The sequence below is a fragment of the Arthrobacter sp. BK1 genome (assembly GCF_056680055.1).
This window is the reverse complement of the sequence record NZ_CM155263.1, coordinates 211,297-227,446: the sequence shown is the minus strand read 5'-3', so window position 1 is coordinate 227,446 and position 16,150 is coordinate 211,297. Positions and strand designations below refer to the sequence as shown.

General features: G+C 61.8%; 16 protein-coding genes. 4 read left to right on the top strand and 12 right to left on the bottom strand.

Annotation, left to right across the window (positions count from 1 at the left end):
* Positions 1–39 precede the first annotated feature (39 nt).
* From AC1MCA_RS01060 to AC1MCA_RS01050, 3 genes are all read right to left on the bottom strand, one after another.
* Positions 40–276, bottom strand: a complete 237-nt coding sequence (locus AC1MCA_RS01060) for an alpha/beta hydrolase (RefSeq protein WP_479800567.1) — start codon at positions 274–276, stop codon at positions 40–42.
* A gap of 387 nt (positions 277–663) precedes the next feature.
* Positions 664–1,272, bottom strand: a complete 609-nt coding sequence (locus tag AC1MCA_RS01055) for a cysteine hydrolase family protein (protein WP_479800566.1) — start codon at positions 1,270–1,272, stop codon at positions 664–666.
* A 109-nt stretch (positions 1,273–1,381) separates the two neighbouring features.
* Positions 1,382–1,921 carry a PadR family transcriptional regulator gene (locus tag AC1MCA_RS01050; RefSeq protein WP_479800565.1) on the bottom strand — a complete coding sequence of 180 codons (540 nt, stop codon included), beginning with the start codon at positions 1,919–1,921 and terminating at the stop codon, positions 1,382–1,384.
* A 403-nt stretch (positions 1,922–2,324) separates the two neighbouring features.
* Between AC1MCA_RS01050 and AC1MCA_RS01045 the strand changes: the two genes are divergently transcribed.
* Entirely contained in the window at positions 2,325–2,762 is a 438-nt protein-coding gene (locus tag AC1MCA_RS01045; protein WP_479800564.1) for a hypothetical protein, read from the top strand.
* Between the two features lie 354 nt (positions 2,763–3,116).
* On the opposite strand, the gene AC1MCA_RS01040 is transcribed toward AC1MCA_RS01045, so the two are convergent.
* From AC1MCA_RS01040 to AC1MCA_RS01025, 4 genes are all read right to left on the bottom strand, one after another.
* Positions 3,117–3,476, bottom strand: coding sequence for a GNAT family N-acetyltransferase (locus AC1MCA_RS01040; protein WP_479800563.1), 360 nt, complete (start codon positions 3,474–3,476; stop codon positions 3,117–3,119).
* Between the two features lie 279 nt (positions 3,477–3,755).
* Positions 3,756–4,559, bottom strand: coding sequence for a hypothetical protein (locus AC1MCA_RS01035; protein ID WP_164200623.1), 804 nt, complete (start codon positions 4,557–4,559; stop codon positions 3,756–3,758).
* Positions 4,559–5,020, bottom strand: a complete 462-nt coding sequence (locus AC1MCA_RS01030; protein ID WP_479800561.1) for a hypothetical protein — start codon at positions 5,018–5,020, stop codon at positions 4,559–4,561. The genes AC1MCA_RS01035 and AC1MCA_RS01030 overlap by 1 nt, the downstream gene beginning before the upstream one ends.
* Positions 5,021–5,423: 403 nt before the next feature.
* Entirely contained in the window at positions 5,424–6,218 is a 795-nt protein-coding gene (locus tag AC1MCA_RS01025; protein ID WP_479800559.1) for a hypothetical protein, read from the bottom strand.
* Between the two features lie 372 nt (positions 6,219–6,590).
* Here AC1MCA_RS01025 and AC1MCA_RS01020 point away from each other — a divergent pair, with 372 nt between their 5' ends.
* Entirely contained in the window at positions 6,591–7,220 is a 630-nt protein-coding gene (locus AC1MCA_RS01020; protein ID WP_479800557.1) for a recombinase family protein, read from the top strand.
* Between the two features lie 768 nt (positions 7,221–7,988).
* Here AC1MCA_RS01020 and AC1MCA_RS01015 read toward each other — a convergent pair.
* From AC1MCA_RS01015 to AC1MCA_RS01005, 3 genes are all read right to left on the bottom strand, one after another.
* Entirely contained in the window at positions 7,989–9,965 is a 1,977-nt protein-coding gene (locus AC1MCA_RS01015; RefSeq protein ID WP_479800555.1) for an APC family permease, read from the bottom strand.
* 146 nt (positions 9,966–10,111) lie between these two features.
* On the bottom strand, positions 10,112–10,792 hold the full coding sequence (locus AC1MCA_RS01010) for a response regulator (RefSeq protein ID WP_479800553.1): 681 nt from the start codon (positions 10,790–10,792) through the stop codon (positions 10,112–10,114).
* A complete protein-coding gene (locus AC1MCA_RS01005; RefSeq protein ID WP_479800551.1) occupies positions 10,789–13,365 on the bottom strand; it encodes a DUF4118 domain-containing protein in 2,577 nt (858 codons plus the stop codon). Before AC1MCA_RS01005 ends, AC1MCA_RS01010 begins: the two co-directional genes overlap by 4 nt.
* A 233-nt stretch (positions 13,366–13,598) precedes the next feature.
* On the opposite strand from AC1MCA_RS01005, the gene AC1MCA_RS01000 reads away from it, so the two are divergent.
* Both AC1MCA_RS01000 and AC1MCA_RS00995 read left to right on the top strand, forming a co-directional pair.
* On the top strand, positions 13,599–13,925 hold the full coding sequence (locus AC1MCA_RS01000; protein ID WP_479800549.1) for an ArsR/SmtB family transcription factor: 327 nt from the start codon (positions 13,599–13,601) through the stop codon (positions 13,923–13,925).
* Complete coding sequence (locus tag AC1MCA_RS00995) at positions 13,922–14,800, top strand: cation diffusion facilitator family transporter (protein WP_479800548.1); 879 nt, start codon at positions 13,922–13,924, stop codon at positions 14,798–14,800. The genes AC1MCA_RS01000 and AC1MCA_RS00995 overlap by 4 nt, the downstream gene beginning before the upstream one ends.
* On the opposite strand, the gene AC1MCA_RS00990 is transcribed toward AC1MCA_RS00995, so the two are convergent.
* Positions 14,748–15,128 (bottom strand): DUF7793 family protein, encoded by a 381-nt coding sequence (locus tag AC1MCA_RS00990; RefSeq protein WP_479800547.1) that lies wholly within the window; start codon positions 15,126–15,128, stop codon positions 14,748–14,750. The two genes, AC1MCA_RS00995 and AC1MCA_RS00990, sit on opposite strands and share 53 nt — an antisense overlap.
* 259 nt (positions 15,129–15,387) lie before the next feature.
* On the bottom strand, positions 15,388–16,020 hold the full coding sequence (locus AC1MCA_RS00985) for a hypothetical protein (RefSeq protein WP_479800546.1): 633 nt from the start codon (positions 16,018–16,020) through the stop codon (positions 15,388–15,390).
* Positions 16,021–16,150 lie beyond the last annotated feature (130 nt).

Below are 16,150 nucleotides of genomic sequence, written 5' to 3'. Positions count from 1 at the left end.
ACGCCGGGTAGCGTGCACCTCCAGCCCAATCGGTGGTTGTTACGGGAGGACGCCGTCTATCCAGCGTGCCTGAGCTGTTACGTCGGCTTGGCGAATACTGTGTCCACCAGGCGAACGAACGGCCGTGGTTCGTGCACCTGATTCGTCGGTGAGGTACTTCCACGTGGATTCCAGCAGTTCTGCCGGTATCACGGAATCGGTGTCACCGTGGGTCACGAAGATCGGAACACCTTGGAGCCGGCCCGGCGTGGTGGGCACACCCGCCCTAAACGGCATTGTTCCGTAGAGGATTGCGGCGCCCGCAAACCGTTCAAGGATCATTCAAGGTGAGACCCCCGGCGAAGGCCGCACCTCCGCTGAACCCGACGAGAAGCACTTCCGTCCCGCCGGGAGCGGCGCCTTCCAGCCAGCCGTTGAACCAAGCCATAGTCTCCGTCAGGGACTCGGTCCGTGGGCGCCCCATTCCACAGTTCGCGAACCACGCGAATCCCTGGCCCTCGGCAAGGGGTGCCCGCACAGCAGCGTCAGTAGGACCATCCGGGAGGTACTCCGCCAGCGCGATGACCTCAGTTTCGCGTTACCCGCGCCCATGCAGTAGGACCACAAGAGGTCTGCTTGGATCGTTGGGGGAGTGCCACGCGATGGTTGGTTCGGGAAGTTCGCTCACGCAGCTGCCGCGATAATTTCGTCAGTTGACTGAAGTTCGGCGATGTTGGTCAAGGCATAGGTCAATGCAGCCTGATGCCAGTCTGCGTTGATGCTTGAGGTTGCGTCCGTCGCAAGGATTGTGCGGTAACCGTGATCAGCTGCGTCGCGCACCGTATGTTCCACGGCCATGTTGGTCCACACACCTGCCACTACGACGGTGGTAACGCCTGTATTCCTTAACAGCATGTCCAGTCCTGTGCCGTTGAAGCTGCTCATGCGATTGCGGATCAGGACAGGCTCGCCCTCCAATGCCTCCAGTCCTTCCAGCGCATCCGCACCCCAGGAGCCGAGCTTCAGGGACTCCGGACCGATCATCCGGAAGATGGGGGCATTGGCGCCGCCGAATTTCCCGCCGGGGTAGAACACGATCCGGTTGTGAATGATGGGCATGGACTCCTTGCGGGACCACTCAAGCAATTGCTGTACATGTGGAATCAAATCCTGCTCGACAGCGTGGTCGGCGGCGCCGAAGGAGGCAAATGCCCCTTCCGCGTGGACGTTATCGTTCTGGAGGTCCACAAGGAGCAGGGCGGTTTTGCTGAGGTCGAGGCGAGCGTTGTCCATTTAACATCTCCTGATTGGTGAATTGAGCGATTCAAGCCCATCATTACTTTAAGCTACAACTAGCGTTTCGAGGTAATCTATTTCCCGCCGGCTTTTGCATACGAGTGAGTCAGTTGGCTGGTGAGTTCATCTGCCCGCCAGCTTCCAAAGTGTGCCGAATCCAGGTGATCTCCGCTTTTCTTGTGGCTTGGCCGATCGTGAGCATCCCCTGACGATAGGCATCCTGTATTTCGGCCTTGCGCAGGGGCCGGCCCCCTTCGTAGAAGAAGCTTGCCGGAGTTTCCAGGAAATGCAGGCGCCGCCGGAGCACATCGTGCTGTTGCTCCACAGAGGGAAGTTCGGACAAAAAGGCGAGGATCACCATGAACCGCCCCAGGTCAGACACATCGCCCGCTGATACGGTCCGCAAGCGGTGATTCAGGTCCTTCCGTCCCTCGGGAGTGAGCTCAAGGGTGTGGCGCTGCGCGGCAAGGCCCTTCTCGACGTGGCGAATGACAGCCCCCGATTTGATGAGTCTGTGAATGGCGGGGTACAGACTGCCGTCACTGACTTCCCGTGCGAAGCCGTACAGTTCGTTCATCTTCCGGCGCAGTACATAGCCGTGGAGGGGGCCCTCCGCGAGGAAGCCTAAAATCATCAGTTCCAGCACGAGAACATGCTACTCCCACCGAATATGTCGAAAAGAGGGAGTCGTTGGAGCGGTCACAGATGTGGTCGCGGATGGCCGATGCCTCGATTCGAGGTATAAGCTGACTTTCAGCTGAGGTCAAAGAGGCTCCCATCCCAAACGGGCTTGTATCCGAACGCTTTCACCGAGAGAGGACTAATGTGACTGAACGCGTACCGCAGAATGCGGTGGTACATGCCTTGGATGTTCTACCTGCGGGAGGGTTCCTGAATGGTGTGACAGCCGAAAGTGTCGCTGTGGCCGGCCGCCGAGCACTCCGGGTCGAGTTGACCGGTGCGGCTGCCTCGGGGTTCCTGGCGTTGACTACATCGACCAGCCCACCTTCGTCCAGATTCCTGCGGCATTTGAGAATGGTGTTGTAGAGGTGGACGTTCTTGGCCGCCTCAGTGATAGCGCTCCCGATTACGCACGGGCCTTCGCACGTAATGCATACCGGATCGCAGAAGACCTGAATACCTTTGAAGCTGTGTATGTCCGGCCGCTTAACGGCGCGAAGACGGACCCTCCTGAGCCCCGTGTCAGACGGGCAGTGCAGTATTTCGCGTACCCGGAGTGGAAGTACGAACGCCTCCGCGAGGAGTGCCCGGACGGCCGCTACGAGTCGGGGGCCGATATAGGCCCGGAGGAATGGGTACACCTGCGCCTCGAAGTGAACGACGTATGGTTGCGAGCCAGCGTAAACGGAGTTCCGGTTCTGGATCTAGATGGAACGAAGGCGGCTCCGATCCAAGGTGATGTCGGCCTCTTCGTCGACATCGGAACCGTTGCGTTCTTCTCAAACCTGTCCATCCAGAAGCTGTGATGCGAGCCGGACACGGGAGCTGAGCCGGTTGCTAAAGCCGAAACCCGGAACTGTTCCCAGAAGGCAGGACTCAGAATTCAGTTCTGACTTCTGGGAGCAGTTCTGGGGACCAGAACCGTTCAGTCCAGACGGGAGAATCCGGCTGCGTTGCGCAGACAGATTCGACATCGTGCAGCAGCGGCTCAGGTCCGCAGCAATTAACGAGAGCCGGCTCGAGTGGCTCGGCCAGCAACGCCGCTATGTCAGTCCATTCACGTTCTCCTCTGACTAGCAAGTAGACCCGCGCTCTGTACTGTTGGCTCAGTTCATCGTGAACGGTCCGTCGTTCCGGCTCCCGCCTGAGTACTTTAGCTGTCACACGGCGCCATCCCCGGAGCGGCCGTCTGGGGAATAAGCCGTCCAGCCGATGTGTGCAGACTCATTCTTCAAGTCGAAATCGCCGAGCGTGGTGGTGCCAATAACCCTTTCATCCAATGAGCGCAGGCACACGGCGTACACGTTGCCTTGTTGCCAGGGCAGCCATTGCCTCAGAAACTCCGACCACTGCGGGAAGTCCTCGCGATAAGCGCCCATACCTCCACCCCAGCCGCCAGCGAATATCTCGGGTCTTCCGATAGCTGTGAATAGAGCCGGGAGGTCATTCTCGATCAGCTCGCGAAGAACGACGACGGTACCCTCAAGGCGCGCCTGAGGATCGGGACGGGAAGCAGCCATGCTTCTCATCATGTCAGCTGGGAATGCCCTTAGGACGAGGAACGGGTTGTGCAGACGACATCTGACATTCGTGAGAGACGACTTCTGAAACTGACATTATGGCACCATCACCGGGCAATATTTCGGGCGATCTAGTGGGAATCCGGAGCCTTCGGAACCGCGGGGTCGGTCACACAAGTCGCGGGAAACGGTGCGATAACCGGTCTGATCTTCGGAGATTTTGGGCGCTCTTCTGTTCAGGGCATTTGAGCTGGCGGCCCGTCTCTCCGGGCCAGGGCCTCATTCTGCCTCCGACGATGCGGGGTAGAGGAAGACGTCTACGGAGTCGCCGCGGTAGTGGAACCGGACGACGCTCCCCTTCGGGAGGCCCATCACGGCATCATCACCCGAATGGGTTTGCCCGCCGACGTCTGCAAAAAGATCGACCCCGGGCGGCACACAATTGGCGCCGTCTACAAAAGGACCGGAACGATCGATGAGCATGAAGCACCGGTAGCCCCTTCCGTCCACGAAGAACCAGGGTTCGAATCCCCGATACTGTTGATATCCGCGGAAGCTGGATTGGCCGGCAGCTTCCCCCCAAGGGAATTCCAGCGTTGAGAGGAATTCCAGCATTGTGAGAACGTCGCTGTCAGCCTCGTCTGCGATCGGATGCAATGTGGCATCGGGATGCGGCCTAAGGATCGATGCCACGGTGAACACAGCGGCAAGCAAGACTGCCAGCACGCCGGCTATAAATGAGTAACGGCGTACTCGTGTCGCCGTGAAACGACGCCAAGTCGACCACATCGATCCAATCCTGGACTCCGCCACGGGCGCAATACTGGTTGCCGGGTCCGGCACTTCGTCAATGAACCTGGTCCTGGTGGGGGGAGCAACTGAACCGGAATCCGGGGCTGCAGCGGGTGTCCTGACGTCGGTGTCGGTGAGGGCGCGGGGACCCGCGCTGCGTGCCGCCTCCAGTTCCGCCAGTCTTACCTGTGCTGCAGGGTCGGACTGGATATCCGGATGCGGACCGTATGCCCTCCTGCGGAGCTCGTCCAGCTCCCGCTGAGCGTCGGACCGGGGTGAGGATGGGTCCATCAGCCCGCCTCCGGGATGAGGTAGACGTAAGCATCCACCGTGTCGTCACGAAGTACGAATCGGATGATGCCGTCGCCGGCGCGTCCTTCGAATCCTTCAAACCCATCCCGGGATGAGGCGACGTCCATCATGAGATCTGCTGGAGCCGGAGCACAGCGAACGTCCGAGAGATTACCGCTCGCCCGGTGCAGTGCCACGAGACACGGCGAGTCGAACGCGTTTACCCCGGAATAGATCTCGAGACCGAGATACGACCCGTATCCGCGGAGGGTTGAAGCCTCGATCTTCAACAGGGGTGCTCCCCTAAGCAGCAGTCCGGGGAGCCGGTTATCGACCGCGGCCCCGCTCGGATGAAGAGTGGCATCAGGACGCGGCGCGGATAACAGCAGGGTCGTCGTAACGATCCCTCCCGCGAGGACCAGTGCGGCACCGGCCCAGTACAAGCGACTCCACCTTGGCACCGGATGTTCCATCGAGGCAGCGTCCGCGGGGGCCTCCGAAACTGCCGCATTCTCGCTCTCGGGGGCAACCGACAGAGAATTGACGTCAGCGCGGTCCGCCGCCTCAAGTTCGCGCAACCTCGCTAGGCCTGGAGGGTCGACACTTATGTCTGGATCCGGACCGTATGCCCGTCTGCGGAGCTCATAAAACTCACGGTCGGCGTCCGAAGAGTGCCTGAAGCCTTCCACAGCTCAAAGTACACCCGTCTCGCGGAGCGGGTCTATACGCTCAAACATGGCTCAGCCTGGCCTTGAGTCGTCTTGTATCGCATGCGTTTCGTGACACTGAGGCTATGAGACACCCCATGTGGGTTCAGAGAAGGGGTCGACGCCCGCGTGCGGGTTCGCCTTTCGCATCAGCCGGTCACTTGTCGGACTTGAACACGATCGAGTCGAAGACGGCGCGTGCCTCTCTCGTCAGCTCCGGATTGATGGGTGGGTGGAAGGCCACCCAAGCCTCTCTCGTCAGCTCCGGATTGATGAGTGGGTGGTATTGGGCCACCCAGATCACTGCGCGCTGGTCGTTCAGGTCGACCACCCGGTAGGTTTCGCGTTCATTCTGAGTCGAGTACCAGCGTGAGCATTCGTTTGAGAATTCTGAGTGGATGCAGAACCTGTCGCGGTCGCAGGCTGTGATGTCCACGTCGCCCTCGACGGAGTGGTCGAACTCGAAGCCGGAGTAATCGCCCACCACGACCTTGACGGGAGGGGTGCTGGCCGTTGAGGTCTGCGCCGTCATCGCCTCGACGAAGGCCTCAGCCGACGGATCGAGCTTAACGAGCGCGTCCTGCCACGCGCATGCGTCCGTCGGCACGTAGTCGGCGGGCCACCAACCCACGAAGACCGCCCCTTCATCCAGGTGATCCGGGTCGTACTTGCCCAGGCCCCCGCCGCCGCCAGACCAGCCGTCCGGGACGGTGATCTCGAAAGGCTCCGTGAAGCTGGTGACGAGGTACGTGCCGGCGTCGATGTCGCAAGTGCCGGGGCCGATGTCGCCGCTGCACGGCAGCGGTGCGACCGTGCCAGCCTCCGTAGTTGGTGTGGGGGAGGGCGCCTCCGTAGTTGGTGTGGGGGAGGGCGCCTCCGTAGTTGGTGCGGGGGAGGGCTCCTCGTAGGTGCACGCCGCTAGGCCGACGGGCCCGAGTAGTCCGACTGACACGATCGATGCCGAGGCTATAGCGCGACGTAGCAGCACGGACATGGAGGCCTCCAAGGGCGAACCTTTGTGCTGGGCACGTTACGCCCAGCCGTCAACGGCCACAAGGGCTAGGCACGGACTGCAGGCCGCACGCGAACAAGGACGGGTCGGCGGACGCAAACACATCATGACGGATGCCAAGATTCGTTCAGCCCGAAAGCTCCTCAACCAGGGAACAACTCCCCGGGAGGTCGCCGACACCCTTGGAGTCTGTGTCCATACTCGTCTGCCCTACCCCGGAATTCCGCGGGTGCCTGTGCAGTCGACTTCTGAAAACGACATCCGAAAATGTCGACAAAGCACTCGTACGGTTGGTCAAAACTAGTTTCCGAAATGAAAGCTGGTCAAAACCTAAGGTGGAGGCTTTTTGACGTGTCCGGCACCGTAATTGGTTACGCGAGGGTCAGCACACGGGGGCAGTCATTGGATTCCCAAGTTGATGCACTCGTCGCTGCAGGGGCACTACGTGTGTTTCAGGAGTACGCCTCTGGTGCCACCCAGGCGAGGGCACGATGGAAGGAATGCTTGGACTATCTGCAGCCAGGCAACGTTCTGACAGTTGCTGATCTGACCAGGCTGGGCCGCAGTACTGCAGACCTTGCTGACATTGTGACGGTGCTGGGACAGCGGGGGATACGGTTCCGTTCTCTCGCTGAACCGTGGCTGGAGACCACTAGCGCACACGGCAAGCTCATCTTTGATATGTTCGCTTCCCTTGCAGAGTACGAACGGTCTCGGTTGTCTGAACGGACGAAGGCCGGCTTGGCGGCGGCGAAAGCTCGCGGGCGGCTCGGCGGCCGTCCTCGAACGATGACGGCGTCGAAGACAGAGGCCGCCCGGCAGCTTCGCAGCCAAGGAAAAACTTTGAAGGAGACGGCCCAAATACTCAGCGTCAGCATCTCATCACTGACGCGGGCCCTTAGCCGGGAAGACGTCCCAGAAGTCGAAACCACAGCCGCATAGAACGCCTCTAGTTCCGGAATAGCTTCTGGGACACCCAGATTACGGCAGCCGGCAACGGTCGTGTCAGTTTCCGAAGTCGGCTGCACGGAATGTCCAAAGCCGTCTGCACAGCCCGCCCATTGAGTCCGTGGACTGTCTTGCATCGCTAGGGATATGTGACACACGGGTTTCGAGACACTCTTCGGGGAGATGGGCCGTCCAAGACATCACCTGAACCGGCAAGGGTACCTGCCTCTAGCGAGCGTGGCCGTAAATAATCCGTCAATAAACACCTCCTGCGCCTCCGGGAAGCCGTTCCTGCGCCTTTGATGTAGGCATGGGCAGGGTGAGACGGAGGGGCCCGCCCGAAGGCTTTCCAGAGTGGGTGGAGGTGGGTTCGCAGATGCGTTGGGATGACGGGGGTGCAGAAGCCGGGACCAGGTTCTCGGCGTCGGCCGATGCCGTGGAGGGCTATGGCGGCCGGGGAGTGGACGGTACGGCCTTCCGTCCGAGGGCCAGTTATCTTTTCAGGGACGAGGCTGGAGGCACATGGTGGGTCATCTTCCAGCCACTCCCGGATTCAGGCTTTCACCGGGATCAGGTTCTTGGAGACATTCTGGCGTGCAGTGCTTCCTACGATGAGAGAGTCCAGGTGAGGGTGCTGGCATCCGGTGTTCGCCGAGCTGACGCTGAGGCAGCATTTCGGCAGAGAGCACCACTCAGATATGAAGAGGCAATCGATGCTGCCCGCGTGGTTCCCCGCAGAGTCCCATAGCTGTCCACGACTGGTCAGCCTACGTGGACCCAGGGGCGCTTGGTGACATCGGGGACGGCCTCCCGGAGCACTTCCCTGGTGACGGGGGCGATTTCGCCTTCACCGAGGAAGAGGAACTTCAGGAGGTTGGTGACCGGGTTGCCTTCGGTCCAGCGGAAGTAGATGTGCGGCATCAATCCGGTGACGTCCCTGATATGGAGCAGGACAGAGGCGATGGTGTTCGGGACGACAGGCCCGTGGACTTCGAAAATCTTGTAGCCGTGGCGGGTCACGCCGCGGACGTAGAGTTCTGTTTCGAAGTCCGAGGAGTCATCGACGATCACTTCAAGGAACAACGCCTCCTGCGCGATGGGCAGGTGACTGACTTCAATGGCTGAGGCGAGCTTGTCATGATATGCCTCTGCAGACATGCGAAGCGGCTCATGGGCAATGAGGGCGATGGGGCCTTCGAGGGTGTCGGACATAAATTCCAGGGCCTGCTGGTCCAGATGGACGTGGGTGGCGTGCAGTTCGAAGGACCGGCGGACGCGGGAGAGCAAGGAAATCACGATGATGCCCAGGATGAAGATCCCGGCGATACGGATGCCTTCGGGACGTTCGAAGATATTTGCAACGGTCGTGTAGGTGAAGACCACGGCAATCGCTCCGAAGCCAACGGTGCGTTTGTGCTGCCGCCGGCGCCGGGCCAAAAGGGTGACCGCGACCGCTGCGGATGTCATCAGTACCAGGACACCGGTGGCATACGCGCCGCCCTGGGCGTCGACGTCGGCGTCAAAGAGGAAGGTGATGAGGAATCCGACCAGCGTGAAGACGAGCACCAGGGGGCGGACTGCCTTGGCCCATCCGGGGGCCATGCCGTAGCGGGGAAGGTATCTCGGGACGAGGTTCAGCAGTCCCGCCATGGCGGAAGCGCCGGCGAACCAGAGGATGGCAATGGTGCTGACGTCATAGATGCTGCCGAAACCGACGCCGAGGTATTCGTGGGCGAGGTACGCCAGGGCCCGGCCGTTAGCCTGGCCACCGGGCTGGAATTCCTGCTCGGGGATCAGGACGACGGTGATGAAGCTGGTAGTGATCAGGAATCCGCTCATGATCACCGCAGCGCTGGTGAGCATACGTCGGGTTCCGCGGATGCGGCCCGCCGGGTTCTCTTCGGTGTCGTTCTCGTCTCCCCGGACTTGGGGCATGACAGCGACACCGGTCTCGAACCCTGAGAGGCCAAGGGCCAGCTTTGGGAAAAAAATCAGCGCAACGGCCACGGCCATGAGCGGGTTCCCGTGCGATGTCAGCAGAGTGGTCCACCAGTCGCCGACGGCAACCGGATGGGTGAAGACCTGGACCAGCGTCACCGCCACGACTACGGCATTGAGCACGAGGTAGAGGGCGACGAGGGCGACGGCGACGCCGATTGCTTCCCGGAAGCCGCGCAGGAACACAGCGGCCAGCAGTGCCAACAGGAACAGGGTGACCAGGACGTTCTGCCCGTGCAGCCAGCCAGGCACAAGCGGGTTCTCAATCAGGTGCGCGGTGGCGTCGGCCGCGGACAGGGTCATGGTGATCATGAAATCGGTCGCGGCGAACCCGAGCAGGACCAGGACGAAGAGCTTTCCGCCCCAGCGGGGCAGCAGGCGCTCGAGCATCGCGATCGAGCCTTCGCCGCGGTGGCTTTCGCCGGCAACGCGGCGGTAGACAGGCAGGGCCCCCAGAAGGGTCACGGCGACCAGCACCAGTGTGGCCAGCGGTGATATGACGCCAGCGGCAAGAGCTGCAATGGCCGGCTGGTATCCAAGGGTGGAGAAGTAGTCGACGCCGGTGAGGCACATGACCTGCCACCACGAATGCTTTTTCAGATGGTTGTCGCCCACAGCGCCGGGGCCCTGATGGGTTCCCTTGCTGTCCTGGAGCCCGAACAGCAGCCAGCTCTTCAGCGCTTCCGCGCCCTGCGGCCGTGGTGTGGAGGGATCAGCCGGAGGCCTGCTCAACGTGGTCATGGATTCCTTTCCGCGCTGCGCAGTGCATCGCGTTCACTGCAGAAGCTAACACCGCCGAAAAACGGCGGATCGCGGAAAGGGATTTTATTGACGAATCATTTACGCGCCTGCCAGGCGAGGCCCTATGGCCCTGTCCAGTGCGGCCGTCACGGTTCAAAGCGGTATCCCATCCCGGCCTCTGTAAGCAGATGCCGGGGGCGGGCAGGATCGTCTTCGAGTTTGCGGCGCAGCTGTCCCATGTAGACACGCAGGTAGTGGGTTTCGCTGTCATACCCGGGCCCCCAGATTTTCGCCAACATCTGTTGCTGGGTGATGAGCCGGCCCGGGTTCCGGACCAGCAGCTCAAGGATCGCCCATTCCCGCGGGGTCAGCCGGACGGCGGCGCCGTCCCGTGTCACCTTCCGGTTGGCGAGATCCACCTCGAAATCACCGACGTCGATGGTCGGTCCCTGCCCGCCGACGTCGGGGGTGAGACGGCGCCCGGCAACCCGGAGCCGGGCGAGAAGTTCATCGAGCCCGAACGGTTTCGTGACGTAGTCATCGGCTCCCGCATCCAGCGCCCGGACCTTGTCGACGGACCCGTGCCGGGCAGAAAGCACGATGATCGGTGTGCTGCTGGTACGGCGGATCCTGGTGATGACGTCAACGCCGTTGATGTCGGGCAGCCCGAGGTCCAGCACGATGACATCGGGATGACCGGTCTCGGCATGTGTCAGGGCTGTCAGCCCGTCGAGCGCTGTCAGCACCCGATACCCTTCGGCCTGCAGGTTCACCTGCAGGGCGCGCAATAGCTGAGGCTCATCATCGACGATTAGCACGGTCCTCATGAGGTGCTGCTATCTGCTTCATGCCTTGGTGCCTCAGAGTTTTGGGGACCGGTGGAAAGCGGCAGGCGTATCACCATGGTCAGTCCGCCCCCCGGCGTCGGTTCAGCAATCAGTTGTCCGCCCATCGCCTCGGTGAATCCTTTGGCGACCGCCAGGCCCAGGCCCACGCCGGAGCCTTCAGGGGCATCGTCCAGCCGCTGGAACGGCTGGAACATCGCTACAACGTTCCCGGCAGGGACGCCTTGCCCGTGATCGACGATCCGCAATTCCCCGCAGGGCCGGCCGTTGACTCTAGCAACCCCTGCCGCGCTGGAAGGCCCGACAATAACGACGTCCGAGTCAGGGGCGTATTTCAGTGCGTTCTCCACAATGTTCGCGATCACCCGCTCCAGCATGCCAACGTCTGCGTCGATGGCGGGCATATTGGGAGCAAGGTCGACGCGGATGCCTTCGGCGGGAAGCTCCCGCAACGCATCCTCGATGGCATCGCGCCACGTCACCGGGGCGGTCAGCGGCGCGGTGGAACCGCTGGATATGCGCGACATGTCTAACAGGCTGGAGATCAGGGAGTCCAGCCGGTCTGAATAGGATTCGATGGTGTCCAGCATTTCCGTCTCCACTTCTTCTGGCAGCCGGCCCTTCTGTCGCTGCAGGGCGGTAACGGCGAGCTTGATACCGGCCAGTGGTGTTCGCAGGTCGTGGCTGACGGCACGCAGGATCGAGGTGCGGATGCTGTTGCCCTCGGCCAGTTTCGTAGTATTTCTCAACCGGCTGTGGAGTGCATGACGCTGTCGCAGCAGAAGGAGATGGGCGCCGTGTGCAGCAAGGAGCCTCCGGTCACCAGCAGTCAGGGCGCGGCCGGACACCACAAGCGCAGTGTTAGGATCAGGCAGCTCGACGGCCTCGGTGGCTGGCGCCGCTGTTCCTGGGGGCAAGGGAGGCCCGTCTCCTGAAAAGGCCTGCAGTTCCCAAGCCCCCTGGGTTTCGGAGGGTCTGGTGAACAGACCAGCAGACTCCACCTGAAAGGTCTCACGGACCTTGTCGAGAAAAGCTTCGACAGAGTCATCCGCGATCAACGCATCACGGGCCAAATCAGCCAAGGTCGCTGACTCGGCCCGGGCCCGGACGGCCGCCCTGGCCCGCTTGGCCGAGAGGCCCACGAGCAGGGACACCGATACCGCCGCGCACAGGAACACCAGCAAAGCGAAGACATTCTGCGGGTCACTGATGCTGAACGTCCCGACAGGCTCGGTCTCGAAGTAGTTCAGCAGCAGCGAGTCCAAAATGGCCGCCAAGACCGCCGGCCAGAGCCCGCCAACGAAGGCCACCGCGATCACCCCGGTGAGATGGACGAGCACATGGGTTGCGAAATTCAGGTCCGGGACTGGTGACATCACCACGGTAATCAGGACAGGCAGGAGCACAGCAAGGATGTATCCCGCCGTCGTCCGGGTCCGCCCCAACGTCACGGACGGCGGCCGGGGAAGAGCCCGGGCACCCAGCGGATGGGAAACCATGTGGACGTCAATGTCTCCGGAACCCCTCACGACCTTAGAGCCGACACTGCTGCCCAGCAGACGGCTGGCGAGGCGGCCGCGCGAGACGCCGACGACGATCTGTGTTGCGTTTACACTGCGGGCAAACTCCAGCAGGGACTCCGCTACGTCATCTCCGACAACGGTGTGGTAGCTGCCGCCCAGATCAGTGACGAGCTGGCGCTGGGTTGCCAACGCCTGGGATTCTGCTGCGGGATGCCCTTCAGGGCGACGCACGTGAAGGGCCAGGAGATCCCCGCCATTGACCCGGGACAGGATCCGGGAGGCCCTGCGGATGAGCGCCTCCCCTTCCGGGCCGCCGGTGAGTCCGACGACAATTCGTTCGCGCGCGGGCCAGGTGGCTGTGATGCCTTCGCTGGCACGATATTTCGCAAGGCCTTCATCCACCCTGTCGGCCAGCCAAATCAAGGCGATCTCGCGCAGTGCGAAGAGGTTGCCAAGCCGGAATTCATTGGCAAGGGCAGCATCGACCATCTCTGTCGGATAAATTTTTCCGGCCGACAACCGCTCCAAAAGAAGTTCCGGGGCAATGTCTACGAGTTCAATCTGGTCCGCCCGGCGCACAATTTCGTCGGGGACGGATTCCCCCGGCGGCTGCCCGGTTATCGCGGATACCACGTCACTCAACGAGGCGAGGTGTTGGATGCTCACGGTGGAGAGCACATCAATGCCGGCGGACAGCAGCAACTCCACGTCCTGCCAGCGGTGTTCATTCCGGCTGCCCGGCGCGTTGGTGTGCGCTATCTCATCTAAGACGGCAATTTCCGGGCGTCTGGCCAGGGCAGCGTCCACATCTAATTCCTGCGCCAAGACACCGTGCAGGTCCGGCCGAGGGAGCGCAATGACCTCGAGACCTGTTACAAGTTCCCGGGTTTCTGTCCTCCCATGGTCCGCAACGACACCAACAACTAAATCCCGTCCACTGGCGGCGAGCTCATGGGCTTCCTGCAGCATCGCGAATGTCTTACCCACGCCCGGCGCCGCACCCAGAAAAATGCGAAGAGTTCCCCTTGCCATATCCACAGTCTTTCAGCACCAGCGCCGTAGGCGGTGCTTCCGGGCGAGGGTTCTACCAAGCTCCGAGCGTCCGCTTCAGGAGTCGGGACCGTCTGAACTTTGCAACGTGCTGGTTGACTGACTCGAAACCCTAGGGTTTGGCACATATCGGTTATGAAGTTTGCTGGATACGTGCCGCAGCTGTCGCTGTATACATCCTTGAGTGAATACAGCTGAGCCTGTACTCTCGCCCTATGGAAACACTCACGCACGCATCGGTGTTGGCCCGGTTCGGGTATGCGGTGGCGGACCCTACCCGTTCCCGGATTCTCCTGGCCCTTTCAGATGCTCCGGCCTACCCGGCTGATCTTGCTGATTCCCTTGGTGTGTCCCGCCAGAGCATGTCCAACCATTTGACGTGTCTGCGTGGGTGTGGCCTTGTGGTGGCTGTTCCTGACGGGCGACGGACCCGGTATGAGCTGGCGGACGCCCGGTTGGGCTATGCGATTAGGGATCTGCTTGGTGTTGTCCTGGCCGTCGATCCAGCCTGCTGCGCCCCGGACGGGGAGTGCCTCGCATGACGGCACTGCTCCAGGCGCCCACTTCAGAACGCCGCGCTGTCTTGAACCGCCGCATCCGGTTGTTCGCCGCCGCAACTATCACCTACAACGTCATTGAGGCAGTCGTGGCGCTCTGGGCCGGCAATGTGGCAGGTTCTGCCGCCCTGATCGGTTTCGGGCTGGACTCGGTCATTGAAGTCACATCTGCTCTGGCGTTGTCGTGGCAGTTCTCATCCAAGAACCCGGAACGTCGTGAGCACCTGACGCTGCGGATCATTGCCATCTCGTTTTTTGCCCTTGCCGCGTTCGTGGCCATGGACGCTGTCCGGTCACTGACGGGCGGGGAAGAAGCCCAGCGCTCCACCCCGGGCATCCTGATCGCAGCGTTGAGCTTGGCGATCATGCCCGTGTTGTCCTGGGCCCAGCGCCGGGCAGGGCGGGAACTCGGGTCCCGGACGGCCGTCGCCGATTCCAAACAGACCCTGCTATGCACGTACCTTTCCGCCGTTCTTCTCGTTGGCCTGGTACTGAACAGCACCCTGGGCTGGTGGTGGGCCGACGCCGGCGCAGCCCTAGTCATTGCTGGCATCGCGGTCCGTGAAGGCATCAATGCGTGGGGCGGTGAGGCTTGCTGCACCCTTCCCCACAACGATGACGCCCATGCTCATGGTCAGGGCGGCGAAGACGATGACTGCTGCGAGCCAGCAGCCGGTACAAGCAGCCCGGCGGTATCCGCAGGTCCCGTCCATGAGGAGCAGGATGGGACCTGCTGCCCCGGCTGCCAAGCCGAAGCGAAACCGGCTCCGTTGACCTTGACCCTCGGGACGAAACCGGCGGTCCGGCTCAGGGAAGGGACTCCTGGAGAAGCCACACCATGGCGTCATGACGGGAGGTAAAAAACCGAGTAGGACACGGAAGTTTTCGCCGTGCCATAGCGAAGTTGGCGATGACACGACTGACCGGGCTTGATCCAAGCAGGGCAATTCGCGACGCGGAGCACTTGACGCTGAAAACGGACTTGGCCTGGCGGGTCACAGCTTGGGTGTTCGAAATATCGATCAACATCGGGTACTCGGCACCGTCGGCAAGCTCATTGACCCGGACCATCGCCGCACGCACATCTGCGGCCTCCAGAAGAGTCCCCGGATTCCATACAAGGTGAAGAACTCCCTCGTCAGCGAGCTCCACTGTGCCCTTGCCGCCATCAACTGTGATTGGTTTCATCTGATCTCCCCCAGCATCTTGTGCAGCTGAGACTAACTGGCTGCTGGACCGGACCCGGCAAGACAGAGTGGTGTGGGGTTTAGGTTGTGATGTCCTCGCCTGAAACCGTGGTCCGGGCCGGTAAATGTTCCTCGCTGGGCGAATGTGAAAGCGTCACTTTTGGGCGGTGGCGCCGTTACGCCTTGTCAGCTATGCCGGCGGTTGTGGGTAGTGCCGGGTTCGACGGCGGTGGTACCAGGCGTGGCTCGTGAACGTGTCATCAAGAAGAATTCGCCCCATGCTCAGACCGAAGATGCGGCCCAAATGGGGACAGGATGGTTTCCAACAAACGTCGCAACAGCTTCGAATTTCGAACGGAACAGCCCACATCGGCCTGAAACCGTGAACTCAAGGCCCCTGCCCGGACTTCGGGTCCGCGGACCTGTGGAACACGTAGACCTCGACGTGGTCGCCGTTGAGCACGAATCGGGTGAGACCCTGGGCCTGGGCCCGCCCACACCACCTCCGCGACGGTCTCCAGGCCTTTGGGGGAACACCCTTCGACGCCGTTTCTCTCGCGAATCGCTTCGTCGGCCACAAACAGACAGACCATGCCGTAGCGAGACTCTCCGCTCCAGACACGGTGACGGTTGAAGTTCTCGTATTGCCGCAGCTCATTGGCACTGAGACCCAGCGCGTCGAGAGTGCCGAGGTTGTCTTGCGGCTCATCGACGCCCGCACCGACCGACTTCAATGCGAGCACGAAGTCCGGTGCGGGCTCGACGTCCGCACGCTGCGCATCCGGGACGGGCATTGGGATTGCAGTGGGCTCATCAGCAGGCAGTTGCGACAGCCACGCAACGTGCACCGTGATCAGAGCGAGGGCAGCGGCGGCGCTCGTGAGGATCATCACCCAGCGGCGGCGGCGCCACCATGGTGACGCGGCGGTTCTGTCGACAGCCTGCGGGACCGACGTTGAAGTGGAGCGCGGCCCTTCGACCGGGGCGTGTTCCGGGACCGGGGCGGGGACGTACGGGGCGGGA